Genomic DNA, 20,342 nt, shown 5'->3' with positions numbered 1-20,342 from the left:
CCCCCGGTCCACGGCACGAGCGGTGCCCGGCCGTCCGGGCACACCGACCGTGTAGCACCGGGCCCGGGGGTCGAAACCCGGTGGGTGTCGCGGCACCCGGACGGTGGAACCCGTCGCGGTACGCCCGACAGCACCGACACCGAGGAGGCCGCGTGGCCCGCGCGCTGGACGACGTCCACGAGGACATCCGCAAGGAGGTGGCCGGCCGGGCCGGGGCGCTGTGGGACGTGGCCCTGCGGCTGCACGCCGATCCCGAGTACGCCTTCGCCGAGCACCGGGCGGCGGCCCTGCTGACCGGCGAACTGGAGCGCGCCGGCTTCGCGGTCGATCGCGGCGTGGCGGGGATGCCGACCGCGTTCAGCGCCCGCTCGGGGCACGGCCGTCCCGCAGTGGCGCTGCTGCTCGAGTACGACGCCCTGCCCGGGCTCGGCCACGCCTGCGGCCACAATCTCATCGCTGCCGCAGGGCTGGGCGCGGCGCTCGCGGTGCACGCCGTGCTGGGCGGCTCCGCCGGTTGCGTGCTGGCCGTGGGTACGCCCGCCGAGGAAGGCGGCGGCGGGAAGGCGACCGAGGTGGACGCCGGGGTGTTCGACGGCGTCGACGCGGCTCTGATGTTCCACCCGGGGGTGTACAACTGGCGGCGGGCGCCGCTGACCGCGCAGGTGCAGTACCGGGTGGCCTTCCACGGCCGCGCCGCCCATCCCACGGGCAGCCCCACCGAGGGCATCGACGCGCTGGCCGCCCTGATCGAGCTGTTCAACGTCCTCGCCGTGCTGGGCCGGCGCCTGCCGGAGGCCTCGCACGTGCAGGGCATCGTCACCCACGGCGGCACGGCCACCAACATCGTCCCCGAGTACGCGGAGGGGCGGTTCGGGCTGCGGGCGGCCACCAGCCGGGCCCTGGACGAGCTGACCGGGCGGCTGCGGGAGTGCGCGGAGGGCGTCGCCCGTGCCACCGGCACCCGGGCCGAGGTGGAGCGGGCCACGGTCCGCTACGACCACTTCCGCGACAGCGACGTACTGTCCGACCGGTTCGCCGGGCACCTGTCCCGGGCCGGTATCGCGCTGACGCCGCCCGTGCCCGGCGTGTATCTGGGGTCGTCGGACATCGGCAACGTCAGTACGCGGGTGCCCGCGATCCACCCGTTCGTCGCGATCATGGAGGAGGACGGATCGGACCACACCGTCGAGTTCGCCGAGGCCGCCGCCTCCGAGCGGGCGCGCGAGGTGCTTCTCGCCTCGACGGAGGCACTGGCGTGCACCGCGGCGGACGTACTGCTGTGCCCGGGACTGCGGGAGGAGGCGTGGGCGCGGCACCGTGCCGCGGCGGAGCGGTGAGCCGGGCCGGGGGCCGTGGCCCGGTCGGCGCCGGCCTCCGGCTCCCGTCCTTACCCGTCCTCCTCTGTCTCGACCTCTGTCTCGACGCCTTCCAGCGGCTTGCCCGCGGTGGTACCACGCTCCGTCTGGTAGCCCTCCTTGGCGCTCGCCGTGCCCGGTATCGTGCGCTCCCGGGCCTGGCTCTCGGCGCCGGAGTGCGCACCCGGTTCGTCCTGGTCGCGGGCCCGCGTATACCTGTCTTTCCGGGGTTTCTCGCCGCTCATCTCCGTACCTCCGCTCGCTGTGGGGCCTGTGCGAGTTCCCTCCGGCACGGGCCGGGAAACGGGATCAGCCGGCCGACGGGTCCCCGCCCCGACCACGCACCACGGTGAGCAGGTCGTCGCGGCCGTCCAGCGCCTCCAGGGACAGCGTGCGGTAGCCGGCCTGGTCGAAGAGCACGGTGATGCGGTCGGAGTCCTCGCCCGGTACCGTCCCCTCACCCCACTCGGCGTGCCGCATGCGGGCGCCGACCGCCTCGCACACGTCGCAGTTGCCGCACGGACCCTCGTACTCCTCGCCGAAGTAGCCGAGGAGGACCGGCGTCGGCAGCGGGTCGTCTCGGTATACGCCCGGGCCATGTCGACCTAGGGTGCGTCGCCGTGCCAGTCGTAACGGGAGCCGTCGCCGGGCCGGGGAGCGTACAGGGCGCGGCCGCCGGGGCCGTAGCGGCCCATCTCCGTCACCAGGGCCACCGGCTCGCCCGGTGTGTGGCCGGAGCGGTCGGTGACGTCCAGCAGCAACCCGTCCAGCGGGCCGCCGACGAGTTGCACGTAGGTGTGGTGGGGGCGGGGGCCGGCGTCGTCGTGGTCGGCACCGTACACCCGGCCCCGCATGAACTCCTGCTCATCCATGCGGGGCAGCCTCGCATCCGCCACTGACAACCCGGTGGACGGCGGTACTACCTCGCTCCGGCCGCCGCGGCAGCCGTGCCGGAGAGGGCGTGGTCGAGTGTCTCCCAGGCCCGCCGTGCCGTGTCAGCGATCCGCTGGGGCGTGCCCGCGGCCGGTGACTCGGGCCGGGCGGCGGACGACCGCCACCAGCGCAGCACGGCGCGTTCCACCTGCGGCAGCGCCCGCTGTCCGAACACCGCGAGCGTGATGGCCGCGGCCACGCCCGCCCAGCCGAGCGGGCCGAGGGGGGTGCAGCCGAAGAAGTGGCTGACGCCCGGGGTCTGGACCAGGGCGACCAGGGCCGCCGCGGAGCCGAGCGCCGTCACCCGGACCAGCGGGCTGTCCCGTCGGTCGGCGAGGGTCTGGGCCAGCTGCGTGCCGACCACGGCGCACAGGGCCATGGTGGTGGAGCGGCGGGCCGTGCCCGGGGTGAAACGGCCGATCAGCCAGGCGGTGGTCGCGCCCAGGCAGGTGGTCAGGGCACGGTGGCGGATCTGGCGGAGCAGGGGTTTGCCGAGGAGAGAGGTGACCAGCTGTCCGTCGGGCGCGCCACCCGTCGCGGAAGCCTCGTCCTGGCCCTCCTCGTGCGGGGTGACCGCCACCGCCATCGCCGGGAACAGGTCCGTGAAAAGGTTCACCAGGAGCATCTGGCGGGTGGAGAGCGGGGCCGACCCGGACAGCAGGGTGCCGAGGATGCCGAAGCCGACCTCGCCCGCGTTGCCGCCGATGAGGATGGCGATGGCGTCGGCGACGCAGCGCCACAGGGCGCGGCCCTCGGCCACCGCTTCGGTCAGCACGGACAGGTCGCCGTAGGTGAGGACGATGTCGGCGGCGTTGCGGGCGGCTGCCGAGCCGCGGGCCTTGATGCCCACCCCGATGTCGGCGGCCCGGATGGCCGCGGCGTCGTTGGCGCCGTCACCGACCATGCCGACCACCCGGCCCGCGTCCCGCAACGCCTCGACGACCAGGAGCTTCTGCTCGGGCGCGACCCGGGCGACGACGTCCGCGTCCCGCAGGATCCGGGCGCGTTCCGAACGGTCGGCGGCGGCCAGCTCGTCGCCGGTGACGACGGCCGTGTCCTCGGGCCAGCCCAGTTCGAGGGCGATCGCCCGGGCGGTCTGCGGGTGGTCGCCGGTGAGCATGACGGGTCGTACGCCCGTCTGCCGCAGCTCCTGGACGAGGGCGCTGGAATTCTCCCTCGGCACGTCGGACAGCGCCAGCAGGCCGGTGAAGCGGAGCCCTTCGAGGGCCTGGTCGAGGGCGTCCGCGGCCGCCTCGTCCGCGCCCAGCGGGCGGTGCGCCACCGCCAGGACGCGCAGCGCGTCGCCGGTCAGCGCGTGGGCCGCGTCGGAGGCCTTGGACGGCAGGTCGGCGCAGGCGGGCAGCACGGTTTCCGGGGCGCCCTTGACCACGAGCACGCGGGTTCCGTCCGCGGCGAAGCCGATGGCGGCGGCGTAGCCGCGTCCGGGCTCGAACGGGCGGCCCTCGGTCTGCACCCAGTCCGGGTCGGGTCCGGCCGCGTCCAGCACCGCCTCGTCGGTGGCATGGGCGGGCCTGGCCTCCCCGTCGCCGTTCAGGCGGGGACAGGCCCGGGCGGCGATCCGCAGGGTGTCGGCGGACTCCGGGTGGTCGGCCGGACGGACCGTACCGCCGGCGTCGGCCACCTGTACCAGGCGCAGCCGGTTCTCGGTGAGCGTGCCGGTCTTGTCGAAGCAGAGCGTGTCCATCCGGCCCAGCGCCTCCAGCGTGCGCGGGGTGCGGACCAGGACACCGCGGCGGCTGAGCCGACGGGCGGCGGCGAGCTGGGCAACCGTGGCCACCAGCGGCAGCCCCTCGGGAACCGCGGCGACGGCCACCGAGACCCCGCCGCTGACCGCCCGGCGGATGGGGGCGCCGCGCAGCAGGGACAGCCCGGTCACCGCGGCGCCGCCCGCGAGCGTCAACGGCAGCGCCTTGCGGGTGAGTTCCTGGAGCCTGGCCTGCACCCCGGCGGCCGGGGGCTTGCGTGCGGCGAGGTGGACGGCGCGGGCGGCCTCGGTGCGGTCGCCGGTGTGCACCACGACGGCCCGGGCATGACCGGCCACCACGGTCGTCCCCTCGAAGACCATGCAGCGGCGGTCGGCGACGGCGGCCCGCGGGGTGGGATCGATGTGTTTGTCCACGGGCAGGGACTCGCCGGTCAGCGCGGACTCGTCGACCTCCAGGCCGTCCTCCCACAGCAGGCGGGCGTCGGCGGGTACGACGTAGTCGGCGGCGAGTTCGATGACGTCGCCCGGGCGCAGTTCGGCGGCGTCCACGGTCCGTGCCTCGTCCGGCGCGGCCTCGTCGGGTTCCCCGGGCTGCCGGTCGGGGCGGCTGAGGCGCGCCTTCTGCTTCTGTTCGGCCAGCAGTCCGGACAGCGCACGCTCCGCCCGCAGCCGTTGGACGCCGCCGATCAGGGCGTTCAGATCGAGCGCCCCGACGACCAGCAGGGCGTCCACGGCGGAGCCGAGGATCGCCGAGGCGGCCGAGCCGACGGCGAGCACCGGCGTGAGCGGATCGTCGAGTTCCCTGCGTACGGCGCGGGCGAGCTGCACCGATCCGTGCGTCGGGGCGAGCAGGGGTCCGAACACGGGGTGCCGGCGGGCGGCCCGCGCCACGGTGCGCCCCCGGCCGGCCGTCCGCTCGGCGACGGCGGGCTGGGGTGGCGTCTCGCGTGCCAGCCGCTCCTGGACCTCCTCGGGCTCCAGGGCGTGCCAGGCGACACGGGGGCGGGGATGCGGCGGGCGGGCCGCGGCCACCCGGAGGGCCGCCCGCGTGCCGCTCAGCAGGGACGTGGCCGCAGCCGCGTCGACCGGGGCGTGCCGCAGGCCGGGCAGCGGCGAGGAGGCGGAACGCCGGGACTCGCCGACGGCCACGAGCAGACCGGACAGGACGGCGCCGGAGCGGGCCAGGATCTGCGACCTGCGGCCGACCCCGCGCGCGGCCGGGATCGCGGTCAGCAAGCGCCACACGTCGGTCAGCCCGTGCGCGGCCAGCACGTCCGCGCCCCAGACGACGGCGCCGTCGTGGTCGGTGAGGGCGACGGCCACGTCTCCGCCGAGCAGTCCGGCGAGCACGTCGGTGTCGTCGGCCGAGGCGGGCCGGGCGACCGTGACGACGGTGCGGTGTTCGCTTCCGTCACGCAGGTCGGCCACCACCTCGCCCCAGGGCCGGTCGCCGTCGAGGACCTGGTCGGCGAGGCCGCTGAGGTCGGCCAGGGCCGGGTCGTCGGTCATGACCACGCGCAGCCCCGCGTGCCGGGCTGCGTCGAGAACGGCCTCGCACCACGGGTCCGCGTCGGAGCCGGGTGTGCGCAGTGCGCTGTGGTGCAGGACGAGGGTGTCCGCCGTCTCCAGTTCCCGCAGTCGCCGGGGCTCCCGCACCAGCACGCCCTGACGGGCCAGGGCGCCGCTCAGGACGGAGTGGAAGGCGGCGGGGCCGTAGCGGGCGGCCTTGGGCGAGCCGGCGAGCACCGCCTCCGCCGCCTCGTTGATGTCGTGCTTGACCAGTTCCGTCACCGCGGCGCCGAGTACGCTGCCGACGGAGGCGTGGGCGGCGTACTGCTGGTACGGCACGGTCCGCAGCGACGGGCGCGGGAAGTGGTCGGCGGCCACACTGACGCGTTCGGGCCCGCACAGCCGGTCGTGCTCGGCGTCGAACGCGGCCGCGCGCGCCACCCGTTCCGCCAGCTCGCAGGCGCGCAGCACCCCGTCGAGTACGAGGGCGGTCGGCGTGCGGTCGACGGCGTGGGTGACCGCGTTGGTCGCGGCGAGCACCAGGTCCATCCCGGACCGGCCGAGGCGACCGGCGAGCCAGGACCGGAAGCGCGGGTTCTCGCGCAGCAGCGTCACCGTCGCGGTCACCGCCTTGGGCGGGGGCGGCAGCGGCAGCATGGACCCGGTGAGCGCGGCGGCGGTGCCCAGCGCGTCGGCCGCCAGGGCCGCCGCCGCGGTCCGTACGGCGGCCGGGTCGCCGGGATGGGCGAAATCCTCCGCCGGGTCCTCCATGGGCACCAGGCCGTGCCGTTCGGCAAGCGCGGTGGCCCGCTCCACCACCCCGTCGGTGAAGGCCTCGTCGGTCGCGGCCACCACCAGCCGCGCCAGCCCGCCGTCCCAGTAGGCGAGCGCCACGTCGGGGTGTTCGGCCAGCGCGGCGGCCACCTTCCGGGCCGCCCGTGCCGCCTGCCGGGCCTCGTCCTCCAGCCGGGCGTGCCCGGTCCCGGCCGGCCGCAGCGCGAGGTGGGCCCGCTTGCCCGACCGCCACTGACCGGTGTCGCCCGGCAGCGCGTTCCGCAGGACCCGTGCGACCCGTGCCGTGCTGTCGGCGCCGCGTACACCCGCCCGTGCCGTCGCCGCGGCCGCCCCGGCGGCCAGGCCCACCGCGGGCGCGGCCCCCCGGGCCAGCAGCCGGGGACCGGCCAGGACGAGCCCGACCGCGGTCGAGGGACGCATCATTCCCGCAAGCCCCATCTCGTACCTCAGTCGCTGCCGTGGCGGCGTCGGACGGCCGTGGTGGTCCAGTCCGAGGCGGCCGGCCGCCCGGCGGACGTGGTCGGGTGTTTCCCGCTCGCGGGGCCGCTGCCGCTCGACGCGGGCACGGGCTCCGAGTGCTGGGGCCGCGGCTGGGTGAGCCAGGCCACGGCGGCTCCGGTCAGGGCTACGGGCCACTCCACGGCACCGGTGACACCGAGGATTCCGGCGCCGGTGTACACCGCCAGACGCCGCCCCCGCGGGGACACGGAGCCGACCTTGTTCAGCGCATCCTCCGTGACCTTGCCGACCGCCCCGGCGCCGGGCACCCTGCGCAGCGCGGAGGCCGCGGTGCGCAGCGGCCGGGGAAGGTCCGGCGACTTCTGCTCAGGCATGGTTCTTCTCGCCTCCGTACATCACGTCCGTGGCTACCGGGTTCCCGCGATGCCGGGTCATCACATCGGAGAAACCACATCAAATGAGAAATGATGTGGGAAATCGGATGAAAAGGTACTCTGCCGTGCTCGGCCTCCACGGGGGGTTTACGTCCCCCAGCAGCGGTCACCCGGTGTAGTGACCCCGACGTCGAATGCGACTTGGAGTGAGGAAGATGGCCCGGGAGCAGAAGGCCAAGGCCAAGATGGAGCAGGCCAAGGGCAAGGCCAAGGAAGCCGTCGGCCGCACCACGGACGACGAGGGGCTGGCGGCCGAGGGCCAGGCCAAGAAGTCGAAGGGCGACGTGCGTCAGGCGAAGGAGAAGATCAAGGACGCCTTCAAGCGCTGAGCGAGCTCTCCAGCGCTGAGAAGCGAGACACGCCCCGCAAGGTCCCCGCTCGCAGAGCGGGGACCTTGCCGTACGGGTGCCATTCCCCCGGCCTGACCGGGATCCCGGGGGTCGGCGAGGCCGAGAGCTGGTCGGACCCCGGTCAGCCGGCGTCCGCCGTCGGCCGGGCCGACACCGCGTCGGCGGTCGTCGGGTGCAGGGGAAGCAGCGTGTCGACGCCTGTGAGCGTGAGCATGCGCATCATGCGGTCGGGGACGTGGGCGAGTGCCAGAGAGCCGCCGGCCTCCTGGGCCGCGTGCCAGACCCCGATGATGACGCTCAGGCCGGTGGAGTCGCAGAAGCCCACCTGGTCCAGGTCCAGGATCAGGTGCGGGCGCCCCTGCCGGATGAGGTCCAGCACATGGGCGCGCAGGATGGGGGCGGCATGCAGGTCCAGTGCTCCCGTGACGGCGGCGACGGCCAGCCCTGGTCGGGGGTGCCGGACGGTCAGGCGAAGGTCGTCGGACACGTGGTCATCACTCCTTGCCGAGGTGCTCGGGTGCGGCGGTGGTGCGGGCGGTGGCGGCCGTGCCCGTCTCGGGGGCTGCCCCGGGGGCCGGGACGGACAGGGCCAGCAGGGCGACGTCGTCACCGGCCTTGTCGGGCAGCGAGGTGAGCAGGGTGACGGTGTCCTCCACCAGACTGTCGGCGCTGATGCCGCCGGTGCGCCGGTGGAGGAAGCCGGTCAGACCCTCGTCGCCGAGCATGGCGCCCTGGCCGTCGCGGGCCTCGATCAGTCCGTCGGTGTAGAGAAGGAGGGCCTCACCGGGCGTCAGGTCGAACGTGACCTCGGTGAACTGCGCCTCCGGGAACGCCCCTACGAGCATGCCCCCCTTGGGGCGCACCGCCTTCACCCACACCGCGCCGCTGCCGTCGGGACGCAGGTGGTAGGCCGGCGGATGCCCACCGGTGGCCACGGTCACGGTGAAGGCGCCCGTCTCTCGCGGGGTGAGCACGCCGAAGACGGCGGTGCAGAAGCGGCTCCCGGCGGTGACGTCCGTCAGCAGCACCGTGTTCAGCGCGGTGAGCACGGCGACCGGGTCCGGGTCGATCTGCGCCGCGGCACGCAGCGTGTGCCGGGCCAGCGCGGTGACGGTTGCCGCCTCGGCGCCCTTGCCGCACACGTCACCCAGGAAGAACGCCCACCGTCCGCCGCCCAGGGGGAAGATGTCGTAGAAGTCACCGCCGACGTCGTAGGCGGAGGCGGTGCTGTAGTGGCAGGCCAGTTCGAGTCCGGGCACGGCCGGGAGCGCCGGGGGCAGCAGCGTGCGCTGGAGGGTGGACGCGAACGCGGCAATGGCGGCCCTGTCCCTCTCCGCCTGCTCCCGCGCCGCGCGTTCGGCCTCCGCCCGTTCCCGCTGGGCCTTGGCGTGCCGGCTCTCGGCCTCCCGCTTCTCCTGCTCGTGCCGCAGCGCGCGCAGCGCGGACAGCCGCAGCTCCAGTTCGTCCATCACGATCGCGGCGAGATCGGTGAGGGTGGCGGTGTCCTCCGCGGTGATCGCGCGGGGTTTGGTGTCGAGGACGTTGACGGTGCCGAGCCGGTGTCCGTCGCCGGTGACGATGGGGGCGGCGGCGTAGAAGCGCACGCCCATCTCCCCGGCCACCAGTGGGTTGTCCATCGCGACGGGATCGAGCAGGGTGTCCGGGATCACCAGCGCGTCGTCGCGCAGCACGGCCGAGCCGCACAGGCCCGGGTCCCGGCCGATCTCCTTCACGCCCTCCAGGCCGTGGGCCGCCTTGAACCAGATGCGGTCGGTGTCGACGATCGTGACCGTGGCCACGGGGACGTCGAAGAGGCGGGCGGCCATCGCCGCCACCCGGTCGAACGCCCCGTCGGGCGGGGTGTCGAGAATGTCGTAGCGGCGTACCGCCGAGATGCGGTGCGCCTCCACCACGGGGTCCGGGACCAGCTCGGGGCGCCGTTCCGGGGCGGGTTCGGTCACCGGGGCGTGCTGGGTCATCGGCCTTCCACCTCCGTCGCCGGGGCCGACGGGTGCGGCACAGACCGAGGCAGCCTAAACGGATCACCGGCGCGGGCGCCAAATCGGTGACACACCGCTGACGTGCCCGCCCGGCCGCGGTCAGCCCTGGCAGATCCAGGGCGCCGGCCCCGTGTTGTCGCTCCACGCCCGCAGGGCCCGGCGGTCCACGCAGACGATGCCGCACAGTTCGGCGTACTCGGCGGCCGGCGCGGTGAAGCCGCTGGTGGTGACGACGACCGCGACGTCAGCCTCGTGGACGGTGTAGCAAGTGCCGCCGAAGCGCTGGAGGTCCTCGGAACCCACCCGGTTGGTGGCCCCGTACCGCTTGCACTGGATGACGACGCGCCGCCCGTCCGGGGTGACGGCCAGGATGTCGGCACCGAGGTCCCCGGCTCCGCCGACGACTTCCACCGGCGAGCACCCGTCCCGTTCGCACAGCGCGGCTATCGTCTGCTCGAACTCGTCGGGGTCCAGGGCGTCATGGTCGACGGCGCCGCCTGCGTCGTACGCGGCCGGCGGACCGTCCGTAACGGTCTCCGGCGGTAGGACCGGCGAGTGGCCGGGAGGGTGCGGCGCCTCCAACGCCTCGACGGCCGTCCGGGTCGCCGCGTCGAGCGCGGCGGCGGCTCGGTGTGCGGCCCGCTGTGCGCAACGCCGGTGCCGGCGGCGCCGCTGTGCCAGGGCGGCAGCCGTACCGACGAGGCAGAGGACGGCGATCCAGGCCGGACGGCGCTCGAAGGCGGCGGCCGCCGCACGGGCGGTGAGACCCAGAGCGCACAGGAGCAGGGCGAGCAGGGCGAAGTACAGGGCCGTCGCGCGCAGGTCGAACGGGCGTCGGCGGCGGGCCCGGCTGAGGTCGCGCGCGGGCGTGGACACGGCAGTGAGGCTCCCCCCTCTGGTGGGCGTGAAGATCACCTATGCCGTCTGCCCAAGATCGCACCGTTCATCGGTTCCGCGCCGGATCGGCCGGTGGTGCCGCCCGGTGCTGCGAGCGGCCCGCCCGGCACCGGCCTGAAGGGCACCGCAGCCGCCGCCGGAGCGGCCGGCGCCGGAGCCTTCGACCACCTGGGTGCCGCGGCCCTGTTGCCGGCGGCAGGCGCCTCGCAGGCAGCGGCAGCGGTCGCCGGTACGGTCCGGCTCGCAGGGCCCGGGCGCGGCGGGCTCAGGAGTCCAGGTCGTCGGCGAAGTGCCGGAAGCCGTGCCGGTCCCGGTGCACCGACCACAGGGTCTCCGCGAGCACGGCCGGGTCCTTGCGAGGGTGGCCCGGGATGATCTCGCCGGGGATGATCAGCTGCGCGACGTGGATGCCCTCGGCGGCGAGCCTGTCGTGCAGGAGGCGGCCGTACGCACTTTCCGCGGCGAAGGCGATCGACGTGCCCGCGCGGTCGGGGTGCGGGACGACGGCGGTGCCGCCGTTGACGAACAGGATCGTGCCGCGGCCCAGGGCCCGCATGCCGGGCAGCACCTGTTGTACGGCGGCCACCGGGCCGTAGACGGAGAACTCGACCGGCCCCAGTAGATCGGTGTGCGTCGTCGACAGGACCGGACGCATGAACTCCTGGTGCGGTACCGGGCTGTACTGCAGGATCTCGATCGGTCCGACGGCCTGGCCCGCCGCGTTCAGGGCCGCCGCGAGGGACTGCGGGTCGCGTACGTCGGCGGCGAAGCCGCGCGCGGTGACTCCCCCGGCGGCCAGTTCCCCGGCCAGGGTGTCCAGGCGGCCCTGGTCACGGGCGACGAGGGCGACGTCGTACCCCTCGCGGCCGAACCGGCGCGCGACGGCGGCTCCCAGGCCGGGGCCCGCTCCGACGATGGCGAGGGCGGTCATGACGGGGCCGTGGCCGCGTGCGGCTGCCGTCGGCGGGCACGGCTGGCGGGGGTGGTCACTGGTTGCCTCCTCGTCTTCGCGCGGCTGCGGGCGGCTGCGAACGGCTGCTTCGCCGGGGCCGGCCCGCGCGGAGCCGCCGCGGCCACGGTAACCATGACCGCGCCGTCGTGGAGATCATCGCTCTCACCGGCATGCCGTGCGGGAGGCCGCCGCGGTGTGATCAGCGGCCGGACACCGCCCCCGGATCCGGCCGCGACCGTGCCGGGGAGCGGCGTTCCAGGTGTGACAGGGCCCCCACCTCGCTGTCCCGCTGGTCACAGGGCTGCCCAGCCTGGAGCGCGTGGCGCGTGAGCAGCAGCACGGCAACGGCGGCGGCAGCGAGCCGGGGCGTTTCCCGCGCGCCGCCGCGCCCGGATGGCCCCCGCGGATGCCGGCCTCCCCGAAGGGCCCGGGCTGCGCCGGACTCCGGCCCGCGCCGCGAGGAGGCGGCCACCCTGGCCGGGGTCGGCATCGACTGCTGCACCCGCCTGGACGCGCCCGGGAGACCGATCCCAGCCGTCCGTCGTCGACGCGCGCCGCGCTGCTGCTGGGGCCCGAGCGCGAGCACCTGCGCGACCTCGCCGACTGCGGGGCTGCGGCGCTCGCCCGGACCGTGGGCCCCGGCGCGGAACCGCCGCTGGAGGGCCTGCGCCCCAGCTCCGCCCACACCGTCAGCCGCACCATGGACGTACCGGCCTCCAACCCCGGCGGGCTGCGGCTCATGGCCGGTCTCGAGGACTGGCCCGGCAGCGCGACCTGGTCGATCCGGCGATCGCCGTGGACCGGATCGTCGTCGACACCGGGGTCTGCCCCGAGCGCGCCTCCGAAGCGGGGCCGGACGCGGCGGCCGTGCAGGTGCGTGGCATACCCCCTGGGGGAATACTCGGTGACGTCGGCCGACCGTCGCGGAAGGGTGCACCCCGTGGATGCCATCGGGCACGCGCTGTCCATCGCCGGGACGATGACCTGGGAGGTCACCTGGGCGCTGATCCTCGGCTTCACGCTGTCCGCCGTCGTGCAGGCCGTGGTGCGCAGGTCGACGGTGGTACGGCTGCTCGGTGACGACCGGCCGCGCACGCTCGCCCTGTCCGCGGGGCTCGGCGCGGCCTCGTCGTCCTGTTCCTACGCGGCCGTGGCACTCGCGCGGTCGCTGTTCCGCAAGGGCGCCGACTTCACCGCGGCCATGGCCTTCGAGATCGCCTCCACCAACCTGGTGATCGAACTCGGTGTGATTCTGGCCCTGCTGATGGGCTGGCAGTTCACCGCGGCGGAGTTCGTCGGCGGGCCGGTCATGATCGTCGTACTCGCCCTGCTGTTCCGGCTCTTCCTGCGCGAGCGGCTGCTGCGCCGGGCGCGCGAGCAGGCCGAGCGGGGGCTGGCCGGATCCATGGAGGGGCATGCGGCCATGGACATGTCCGTGCGGGGCGAGGGCGGCTTCGCCCGCCGGCTTCTGTCGCGGGACGGTTTCACGTCCGTGGCGCACATCTTCGTCATGGAGTGGGCGGCGATCCTGCGGGACCTGGTGGCCGGGCTGCTGATCGCGGGCGCGATAGCCGCCTGGGTGCCGGACGACTTCTGGCACACCTTCTTCCTCGCGGACCGTCCGCTCGCCGCCAAACTGACCGGGCCGCTCGTCGGACCGCTGGTGGCGGTCGCCACGTTCGTCTGCTCCATCGGCAACGTGCCGCTGGCGGTGGTGCTGTGGAAGGGCGGCATCAGCTTCGGCGGCGTGATCGCCTTCATCTACGCGGACCTGCTGATCATCCCGATCCTGAACATCTACCGGAAGTACTACGGCGCCCGGATGGCCGGCTTCCTGCTGGTCACCTTCTTCGCCGCGACGGCTGTGGCCGGATATCTCGTCGAGTTCGCCTTCGGTGGACTGGGGCTGGTCCCCGACCAGGCCGACGCCACGATTCCCGAGGAAGGCGTCACCTGGAACTACACGACGTGGCTCAACATCGCCTTCCTGCTGCTCGCCGCGGCGCTGGTCGTGCGGTTCCTGCGGACCGGCGGGCCGGCGATGCTGCGGATGATGGGCGGATCGCCCGAGCGGAGCGGGCACGAGCACCAGGACACCCGTACGCAGCACGGGCATCAGCACTGACCCCGGAAGCCTCCCCGAGGCCCGCTTCGGCACGCCGACCCGCCCTGCAAGGCTGCGCCGGTCCCCTCGCCGGCGCGCGGGCCGCCACCTGGGCGGACCGGGAAAGCGGCCCCCCTGGAGCCGCTACGCTTGGGTCGCCGCGGCGCCTCCACCCCGTCCACGTGGGGAGTTGCCGCGCGCGGCGGTCGAGACGTCGTACGGCAAGAGGGTGGGACGACAGGTGCTGGCAGCGGGCCGATACCGGTTGCAGGACGCGATCGGGCGGGGCGCCATGGGGGAGGTCTGGCGGGCCTTCGACGAGACACTCGGCAGACCGGTGGCGGTGAAGCTCCTGCTGCCCCAGGGCTCCGACCCCACCGCCACCTCCCGCTTCCACCTGGAGGCACAGACCGCCGGCTCGCTCAGCCACCCGAACGTGGTCGGCGTACTCGACTTCGGCGAGCACGAGCACCACCTGTTCCTCGTGATGGAGCTGGTCGAGGGCGACAGCCTCGCCCGGCTGCTCGCCGCCTCCGGCCCCCTGCCCGCCGCACGGGTGGCCCGTATCGCCGCCGAGGCGGCCGCCGGGCTCGCCGCCGCCCACCGGCAGGGCATCGTGCACCGCGACATCAAGCCCGCCAACCTCCTGCTGGACGCCGACGGCACGCTGAAGATCGGTGACTTCGGCATCGCCCGCTTCTTCGACGACCCGGGTGCCGCCCTCACCGCCACCGGGCAGATCGTCGGCACCAGCCTCTATCTCGCTCCGGAGCGCGCCCTGGGCCGGCCCGCCGGCCCGGCCTCGGACGTGTACTCCCTGGGCTGCGTGCTCTACCAGCTGCTCACCGGCCGGCCGCCGTTCCAGGGGGACACCGCCCTCGCGATCCTCCACCAGCACCTCGACGCCTCTCCCCTGCCGCCGCGCGGGCTCGGCGTCCAACTGCCGCCCGCCTTCGAGAACTACCTGCTCGGACTCCTGGCCAAGCGGCCCGAGGACCGGCCCTCGGCCGAGGAGGCGGCCGACTGGTTCGGGCGCGGCGCCTGGCGCGGGACGCCGCAGCCCCTGCCGCAGGCACGGCCGGACGCCCCGGTACCGGCCGCACCCGCGCCCGGCGCCCGTATACCCGCCGCCCCCGCCGCCGGCTTCCCCGCCCCGGCGGCGGACACGGGCTGGACGACAACCGTGCACCGGGCCGCGGCCCAGCGCCGCAGCCCCTCCCTCCCGCGCCGCTCCCGCGTGGTCGTGCTGCTGAGCGGCACCACCCTGTTCGTCGCGGCGCTGCTCGCCGGCATGGCCTGGTTCTCCCCCGGGGCCTCGACGCACGGCCGGGAGGCCGAGCCGTCCACGAGGGCACGGCCGTCCGTCTCGCCGTCCCCGGCGTCGGACGTCACGGCCTCCTCGCCCTCCCCCGTTCAGGCCACCGGCGAGCAGACCGCAAAGCCGGCCGACGGCGTCCGGCCGAGCCCCGAGAAGGCGGGCGGACACGGAGGCAAGGGCAAACGCTGACCACGGGCCCACAGGGTGTGTCGACCGGCGCATCGGGGGGACCATGGAAGGCGAGGCGTCTGCCGGCGCAGGCGCGCCGCGCTCCGGGCCGGCGGACGACCGCGTCGGCCGGCGAAAGGAGGGCCCGCGATGAGCCAAGCCGAGTGGGCTCCGGCGCATCTCGGCCGGACCGGCACCGAGCGGCCGGAGGACGAGTCGTCACAACCCAGCGGACTGATGGAACTGCTCGGTGTCGCTGCGGTGCTGCTGGACGCGGAGGGCCGGGTCACCCTGTGGAGCCCGCAGGCGGAGCAGCTGTACGGCTACACCGCCGAGGAGGCGCTCGGGGAGTACGCCGCGCAGCTGCTGGTGCACGAGGAGCACTGGGACTGGGTCGTCAAGACGTTCACCGATGTCATGGACACCGGCCAGAGCTGGGCCGGCACCTTCCCGATCCGCCGCAAGGACGGCAGCACGCGGCTGGTGGAGCTGCGCAACATGCGGCTGCTGGACGACCACGGCGACTTCTACGCCCTCGGCCTGGGCACCGACTCACCGACGCTGCGCGAGCTGGAGCGCGACGTCGCCCTGTCCACCCGGCTGATCTCCCAGTCCCCCATCGGCATCGCGACCCTCGACACCGAACTGCGGTACGTGGCGGTCAACCCCGCCCTGGAACGGATCCACGGCATTCCCGCGAAGGAGCACATCGGCCGCCACTACCGCGAGGTCATGAGCGACGCGGAGTTCGAGGCGGCCGAGGCCGCCGAGGCCAGGATGCGCAAGGTCCTGCGGACCGGGATCCCGCTGGTGGAGGAGTCCCCCCTCGTCGGCCGCACCCAGGCCGACCCGGACCACCAGCACGCCTGGACGATCTCGCTCTTCCGGCTGGAGGACACCCAGGGCCGGGTCCTCGGGGTGGCCGAGCTGGTGGTGGACGTGACCGAGCGGTACAAGGCGGCCAAGGAGGCCAGCGAGACGCGGCGCCGGCTGACCCTGATCGCCGACGGCTCCGCCCGCATCGGTACCAGCCTGGAGGTCGATCAGACGGCCCGGGAGCTGACCGACGTCACGGTCCCCGCCTTCGCCGACGTGGCCGCTGTCGACGTGCTCGACTCCGTACTCGACGAACACCGCCCCGCCTCCCGTGAGGGCGCTCCCGCCCTCTTCCGCGCCCTCGCCGTGAAGGCCGCCTACCCCACCGACGCCGTCCGGGCCGCCGACCCGCCCGGCCGGCTCACCACGTACGACGCCGACCGCCTGGCCACCCGCTGCGTGCGCACCGGTCGCCCCATCCTCGTCCGCCACGCCGACGGCAACGACCTGTCCTGCATCGCCCGGGACGACCAGGCGGCCACCCTCCTGGCCCGGGCCGGGGTCCACTCCTACCTCGCCGTCCCGCTCGCCGCCCGCGGCACCATCCTCGGTTTCCTCGGTCTGACCCGCGCCCGCGATCCGCGGCCCTTCGACGAGGACGACATGGCCATCGCGGTGGAGCTGGCCTCCCGGGCCGCGGTGTGCATCGACAACGCCCGGGCGCACCAGAGCGTGCGCAACGCGGCAGAGGCCCTCCAGCGCAGCTTGCTGCCCGACCCCCCGCCCCGCCTGCCGGGGCTGCGGCTCGCCTCCCGGTACCAGCCGGCGCAGGCCGCCTACGAGGTCGGCGGCGACTGGTACGACGTCCTCCCGCTGGACGGCCAGAGGACGGCACTCGTCGTGGGTGACGTGATGGGCAGCGGTATCGACGCCGCCGCCACCATGGGCCGGCTGCGCACCGCCACCACCGCCTTCGCCGACCTCGATCTCGACCCCGCCCAGGTGCTCCACCACCTCGACACCATCACCTCACGGCTGGAGCAGTACATCGCCACCTGCGTGTACGCCGTCTACGACCCGCGGCACGCCGAGTGCCACCTCGCCAACGCCGGTCACCTGCCCCCCGTCCTCGTCCGTCGGGGGGAGCGGCCCCGCCTGCTGGACCTGCCGCCCGGTCCACCGCTCGGCGTCGGCGGCATCCCCTTCGAGACCACCACTGTCGCTTTCGCCCCCGGCGACCAGCTGGTCCTCTACACCGACGGGCTGGTCGAGACCCGGGAGCACTCCATCGACGAGCGCCTGAAGACCCTCCTGCAGCTCCTGGACACGCCGGACTCACCTCTGGAGGAGACCTGCGACCGGCTCCTGCACGACCTGCGGCACCCCGCGAACCACGACGACGTCGCCCTGCTCATCGCCCGCGCCTGCCCCTCCACGGCGGAGGGCTGACCGGCCGCGGCCAGGACCTGTCCGGCCGATCACGGCGGAGGAGAGCAGCGGCGCGGTCATCAGCGCGGCTGGGCGGGGTGTGGTGCGCGCGGAGGCAAGGCGGAGGAGGGAGCCGACGCGATGGGGGTGTGCCGGCCGGTGAGCAGGGGGTGGCCGCGTACGACGAGGAAGTGCACCGCGGTGACGGCCAGGGCGAGGACGGCAGGCCGCCGCCGCAGGCCATGCCGACCGCGCAGGTCAGCCAGATCGATGAACCCATCCCGGAGACGATCTGGCCGGCCACCCGGGACGGGTCCGTCATCAGCGAGCCGGCGATGCCCCGCCAGGGTGTGGGTGCGCAGACCGGCGCTCTTCTGCTGCGCCGCCCGCTGCCAGCCGATCAGGCTCGGCAACAGCAGCGCGAGTCCCGGCTCGGCCGGTTGCCGGGGCCTCTGTCCATTGCCCACGCCCCACAGTAGGACCGCCGTCCCCGCCATGCGCACCTCCCTGGGCCCTGAGGTACCCGCGCGTCAGCGGCCCTGTCTCGCTTCCAGGCCGCCCGAGATGCGGATCACCGGGCCTGTGCCGACCCTGGTAACGGGGCCCGTACCGCCGAGGAGGACGCCATGTCCATGATGGACAAGCTCAAGAGCATGCTGAAGGGCCACGAGAGCCAGGCCGGCAAGGGCATCGACAAGGGCGGTGACTACGTCGACGACCGGACCCAGAGCAAGTACACCTCCCAGGTCGACACGGCGCAGGAGCGGCTGAAGGACGAGTTGGGCCGCGAGCAGGGCCGGGACAACCCGCCCCGGGCCTGACCACCACCCACCACCCGCCACCACCCACCACCCGCCACCACCGGCCGCGAGCCGTCGTCGCCCGGGCGCCGTGTGTCACGCGCCCGGGGGCGACGACGGATGTCCGCGCACGCCCGGAGGCGCCATGAGGTACCGGTTCGGCGAGAACGACCAGTTCGACTACGAGGCCCGGCTGGCGCTCGGTGCGGTCTGGCAGCACGGCGCGGATGCCGGCGAAGTGCTGACCGCGGCGTCCGACGCGGCGGACGGCGGCGCCGAGCAGTGGTTCGCGTCCTGGACGGCGCTCGCCCGCCGCGTCCACGAGCAGGCCGGGAAGTCGGCGGCCGGGGGCCACCGGGTCAGCGCCCGGGACGGGTTCCTGCGGGCCGCCGGATACTTCGGTACGGCCATGGTCGCCGTGGACGCCTGCGCCGGTCCTCGGGCGCGGCTGCGCGAGGTGTTCGGGGAGCACCGGGCCTGCTTCGACCGGTTCGCGGAAGCCTGGGACCCGCCCGCCGAGCGTGTCTCGATCCCGTACGAGGGCATGTCGCTTCCCGGCTACCTCATCAGTCCGCCCGGCCGCACGGAACCGCTGCCGACCGTGATCGTCAACAACGGCAGCGACGGACCGATCAGTGGGGCCTGGACCCTGCTCGGCGCACCGGCGGTGGCCCGGGGCTGCCGTGCACTGCTCTTCGACGGGCCGGGACAGCAGACCATGCTGTTCGACCACGGTGTCACCTTCCGCCCGGACTGGGAGAAGGTCGTCACGCCGGTCGTGGACTTCCTCACCGCCCGGCCGGACGTCGACGCGCGGCGCGTGGTGCTGGCCGGGATCAGCCAGGCCGGTTACTGGGTGCCGCGCGCGCTCGCGTTCGAGCACCGGATCGCCGCCGCCGTCGCCGATCCCGGCGTCGTGTCCGTCGCCGAGAGCTGGTGGCGCATGCTCGGCCCGGAACTGCGCGCGCTGTTCGACTCCGGTGACCGTGCGATGTTCGACCGCGTCATCGTGGAGGGCCTGGGCTCGGATCCCGCACTCGCCGCGGTCTGGCGCTGGCGGGCCAAGCCGTACGGCATCCCGTCACCGTTCGACCTGCTCACCGAGGTCGGCACGTACGACGTGACCGCGGTGGCCGGTCGGATCACCACACCCCTGCTGATCACGGACCCCGAGGGCGAGCAGTTCTGGCCCGGTGCCTCGCAACGCCTGTACGACGCGCTGCCGGGGCCGAAGGAACTGGTCCGGTTCACCGCGGCGGAAGGGGCGCAGCTGCACTGCGAGCCGCTGGGGCGGGCCCTGTTCGAGCAGCGCGTCTTCGACTGGCTGGACACGCGTCTGGCCTGCGCCGGACCCCGGGAGGACTGACACGCGCCAACAACCCCCGCCTGGGGCCATACTTGGCTTCTCATGGACACGTCGGCGAACAAGAGGGTGGGCATGACCGAGGCGTTGGTGCTGGGCGGCGGCGGGGTCACTGGGATCGCCTGGATGACCGGGCTGCTGGCCGGGCTGGCCGACGCGGGGCAGGACGTGACGGGGGCCGACGTGATCGTGGGGACCTCGGCCGGGTCGTCCGTCGCGGCGCAGCTGGGCAGTGGACTGGCGTTGGAGGAGCTGTACGCCCGGCAGGCCGATCCCGCGTTGCAGGCCGCCGAGATCATGGCGGAGGTAGATCTGGAGGGGTTCGCCGCGGACATCGCCGCCGCGGTGGGCGGTGCCGCGACCCTCGCGGACCTGCGGCGCGCGGTCGGGAAGGTCGCGCTCGATGCCGCGACCGTGCCGGAGCCCGAGCGCCGTGCGGTGATCGAGTCGCGGCTTCCGGTGCACCGGTGGCCCGCGCGAACGTTGAAGATCGTCGCGGTGGACGCCGAGAGTGGAGAGCCGCGGGTGTTCGACAACTCCTCGGCGGTGAGCCTGGTGGATGCCGTCGCGGCGAGCTGCGCGGTGCCGGGTGTGTGGCCGCCCGTGACGATCGAAGGGCGCCGGTACGTCGACGGCGGCGTCCGCTCCATCGCCAACGCCGACTACGCGTCCGGAGCTTCGCGCGTCCTGGTGGTCGTGCCGATGGGCGGCACCGAGCCCTTTCCCAGTGACGCGCCGCTGGAGCAGGCCGTCGAGGGACTGCGCGCCCAGGGCGCCCGGGTGGTGGTCGTCGAGCCCGACGAGGCGTCGCGGGCCGCGATCGGCGCCAACCCGCTCGACCCGGCCACGCGCGGGCCGGCCGCCGAGGCGGGGCGCGCGCAGGGGCGGGCGCTGACGATCGAGTGGGGTGGTGTCTGAGGGCAGGCCCTGCTGAG

The 20,342-nt window shown here is 74.5% G+C and carries 17 protein-coding genes and 1 pseudogene; 8 read left to right on the top strand and 10 right to left on the bottom strand.

The features are described 5' to 3' along the window. The first annotated feature begins 152 nt into the window (after nt 1-152). The gene (locus tag ACIBBH_RS30745; RefSeq protein WP_399410188.1) at nt 153-1,337 is read left to right on the top strand and encodes an amidohydrolase; all 1,185 of its coding nucleotides are present in this window, start codon (nt 153-155) and stop codon (nt 1,335-1,337) included. Between the two features lie 50 nt (nt 1,338-1,387). Here ACIBBH_RS30745 and ACIBBH_RS30740 read toward each other — a convergent pair whose 3' ends face one another. The 5 genes from ACIBBH_RS30740 to ACIBBH_RS30720 form a co-directional block, all read right to left on the bottom strand. Next, the gene (locus tag ACIBBH_RS30740) at nt 1,388-1,600 is read right to left on the bottom strand and encodes a hypothetical protein (RefSeq protein WP_399410186.1); all 213 of its coding nucleotides are present in this window, start codon (nt 1,598-1,600) and stop codon (nt 1,388-1,390) included. 64 nt (nt 1,601-1,664) lie between these two features. Beyond that, complete coding sequence (locus ACIBBH_RS30735; protein WP_399410185.1) at nt 1,665-1,859, bottom strand: DUF3553 domain-containing protein; 195 nt, start codon at nt 1,857-1,859, stop codon at nt 1,665-1,667. 101 nt (nt 1,860-1,960) lie between these two features. Continuing rightward, on the bottom strand, nt 1,961-2,227 hold the full coding sequence (locus ACIBBH_RS30730; RefSeq protein ID WP_399410183.1) for a hypothetical protein: 267 nt from the start codon (nt 2,225-2,227) through the stop codon (nt 1,961-1,963). A 47-nt stretch (nt 2,228-2,274) separates the two neighbouring features. Further along, entirely contained in the window at nt 2,275-6,741 is a 4,467-nt protein-coding gene (locus ACIBBH_RS30725; RefSeq protein ID WP_399410181.1) for an HAD-IC family P-type ATPase, read from the bottom strand. 23 nt (nt 6,742-6,764) lie between these two features. Continuing rightward, on the bottom strand, nt 6,765-7,151 hold the full coding sequence (locus ACIBBH_RS30720; RefSeq protein ID WP_399410179.1) for a hypothetical protein: 387 nt from the start codon (nt 7,149-7,151) through the stop codon (nt 6,765-6,767). A 215-nt stretch (nt 7,152-7,366) separates the two neighbouring features. On the opposite strand from ACIBBH_RS30720, the gene ACIBBH_RS30715 reads away from it, so the two are divergent. Beyond that, nucleotides 7,367-7,540, top strand: a complete 174-nt coding sequence (locus ACIBBH_RS30715) for a CsbD family protein (RefSeq protein ID WP_399410177.1) — start codon at nt 7,367-7,369, stop codon at nt 7,538-7,540. Between the two features lie 142 nt (nt 7,541-7,682). Here ACIBBH_RS30715 and ACIBBH_RS30710 read toward each other — a convergent pair whose 3' ends face one another. The 4 genes from ACIBBH_RS30710 to ACIBBH_RS30695 form a co-directional block, all read right to left on the bottom strand. After that, nucleotides 7,683-8,048, bottom strand: a complete 366-nt coding sequence (locus ACIBBH_RS30710) for an STAS domain-containing protein (protein WP_399410175.1) — start codon at nt 8,046-8,048, stop codon at nt 7,683-7,685. Between the two features lie 7 nt (nt 8,049-8,055). Beyond that, complete coding sequence (locus tag ACIBBH_RS30705; RefSeq protein ID WP_399410173.1) at nt 8,056-9,540, bottom strand: PP2C family protein-serine/threonine phosphatase; 1,485 nt, start codon at nt 9,538-9,540, stop codon at nt 8,056-8,058. A gap of 120 nt (nt 9,541-9,660) precedes the next feature. Beyond that, complete coding sequence (locus ACIBBH_RS30700; protein ID WP_399410171.1) at nt 9,661-10,437, bottom strand: restriction endonuclease; 777 nt, start codon at nt 10,435-10,437, stop codon at nt 9,661-9,663. Between the two features lie 286 nt (nt 10,438-10,723). Beyond that, the gene (locus tag ACIBBH_RS30695; protein WP_399410169.1) at nt 10,724-11,389 is read right to left on the bottom strand and encodes an SDR family NAD(P)-dependent oxidoreductase; all 666 of its coding nucleotides are present in this window, start codon (nt 11,387-11,389) and stop codon (nt 10,724-10,726) included. 961 nt (nt 11,390-12,350) lie between these two features. Between ACIBBH_RS30695 and ACIBBH_RS30690 the strand changes: the two genes are divergently transcribed. The 3 genes from ACIBBH_RS30690 to ACIBBH_RS30680 all read left to right on the top strand — a co-directional run bounded on the left by ACIBBH_RS30690 (nt 12,351) and on the right by ACIBBH_RS30680 (nt 17,265). Beyond that, entirely contained in the window at nt 12,351-13,535 is a 1,185-nt protein-coding gene (locus ACIBBH_RS30690; protein WP_399410363.1) for a permease, read from the top strand. Between the two features lie 271 nt (nt 13,536-13,806). Continuing rightward, on the top strand, nt 13,807-15,021 hold the full coding sequence (locus tag ACIBBH_RS30685) for a serine/threonine-protein kinase (RefSeq protein WP_399410361.1): 1,215 nt from the start codon (nt 13,807-13,809) through the stop codon (nt 15,019-15,021). Between the two features lie 129 nt (nt 15,022-15,150). Beyond that, complete coding sequence (locus ACIBBH_RS30680) at nt 15,151-17,265, top strand: SpoIIE family protein phosphatase (protein WP_399410167.1); 2,115 nt, start codon at nt 15,151-15,153, stop codon at nt 17,263-17,265. Nucleotides 17,266-17,384: 119 nt separating this feature from the next. Here the strand turns inward: ACIBBH_RS30680 and ACIBBH_RS30675 are convergent. Further along, nucleotides 17,385-17,741, bottom strand: a pseudogene (locus ACIBBH_RS30675) (MgtC/SapB family protein); the annotation flags it as partial. Nucleotides 17,742-17,870: 129 nt separating this feature from the next. On the opposite strand from ACIBBH_RS30675, the gene ACIBBH_RS30670 reads away from it, so the two are divergent. From ACIBBH_RS30670 to ACIBBH_RS30660, 3 genes are all read left to right on the top strand, one after another. Beyond that, complete coding sequence (locus ACIBBH_RS30670) at nt 17,871-18,065, top strand: antitoxin (RefSeq protein WP_399410166.1); 195 nt, start codon at nt 17,871-17,873, stop codon at nt 18,063-18,065. Between the two features lie 124 nt (nt 18,066-18,189). After that, nucleotides 18,190-19,410: an alpha/beta hydrolase family protein gene (locus tag ACIBBH_RS30665; protein ID WP_399410164.1), complete on the top strand. Its 1,221-nt coding sequence runs from the start codon at nt 18,190-18,192 to the stop codon at nt 19,408-19,410. A 42-nt stretch (nt 19,411-19,452) separates the two neighbouring features. Beyond that, nucleotides 19,453-20,325: a patatin-like phospholipase family protein gene (locus ACIBBH_RS30660; RefSeq protein ID WP_399410162.1), complete on the top strand. Its 873-nt coding sequence runs from the start codon at nt 19,453-19,455 to the stop codon at nt 20,323-20,325. The last annotated feature ends 17 nt before the right edge of the window (nt 20,326-20,342 follow it).

The sequence above is a fragment of the Streptomyces sp. NPDC051636 genome, from assembly GCF_044453765.1.
Classification (GTDB): Bacteria; Actinomycetota; Actinomycetes; order Streptomycetales; family Streptomycetaceae; genus Streptomyces.
Note: the sequence above shows the minus strand (reverse complement) of the source record. Positions and strands in the feature narration are given on the sequence as shown.

What these genes read in the sequence shown, in the direction of transcription:
- ACIBBH_RS30660 (WP_399410162.1), top strand. Translation starts at nt 19,453, where the DNA reads ATGGACACGTCGGCGAACAAGAGGGTGGGCATGACCGAGGCGTTGGTG.
- ACIBBH_RS30695 (WP_399410169.1), bottom strand. Translation starts at nt 11,389, where the DNA reads ATGACCGCCCTCGCCATCGTCGGAGCGGGCCCCGGCCTGGGAGCCGCC.
- ACIBBH_RS30685 (WP_399410361.1), top strand. Translation starts at nt 13,807, where the DNA reads ATGGGGGAGGTCTGGCGGGCCTTCGACGAGACACTCGGCAGACCGGTG.
- ACIBBH_RS30725 (WP_399410181.1), bottom strand. Translation starts at nt 6,741, where the DNA reads ATGATGCGTCCCTCGACCGCGGTCGGGCTCGTCCTGGCCGGTCCCCGG.
- ACIBBH_RS30680 (WP_399410167.1), top strand. Translation starts at nt 15,151, where the DNA reads ATGAGCCAAGCCGAGTGGGCTCCGGCGCATCTCGGCCGGACCGGCACC.
- ACIBBH_RS30665 (WP_399410164.1), top strand. Translation starts at nt 18,190, where the DNA reads ATGAGGTACCGGTTCGGCGAGAACGACCAGTTCGACTACGAGGCCCGG.
- ACIBBH_RS30740 (WP_399410186.1), bottom strand. Translation starts at nt 1,600, where the DNA reads ATGAGCGGCGAGAAACCCCGGAAAGACAGGTATACGCGGGCCCGCGAC.
- ACIBBH_RS30730 (WP_399410183.1), bottom strand. Translation starts at nt 2,227, where the DNA reads ATGGATGAGCAGGAGTTCATGCGGGGCCGGGTGTACGGTGCCGACCAC.
- ACIBBH_RS30705 (WP_399410173.1), bottom strand. Translation starts at nt 9,540, where the DNA reads ATGACCCAGCACGCCCCGGTGACCGAACCCGCCCCGGAACGGCGCCCC.
- ACIBBH_RS30715 (WP_399410177.1), top strand. Translation starts at nt 7,367, where the DNA reads ATGGCCCGGGAGCAGAAGGCCAAGGCCAAGATGGAGCAGGCCAAGGGC.
- ACIBBH_RS30670 (WP_399410166.1), top strand. Translation starts at nt 17,871, where the DNA reads ATGTCCATGATGGACAAGCTCAAGAGCATGCTGAAGGGCCACGAGAGC.
- ACIBBH_RS30720 (WP_399410179.1), bottom strand. Translation starts at nt 7,151, where the DNA reads ATGCCTGAGCAGAAGTCGCCGGACCTTCCCCGGCCGCTGCGCACCGCG.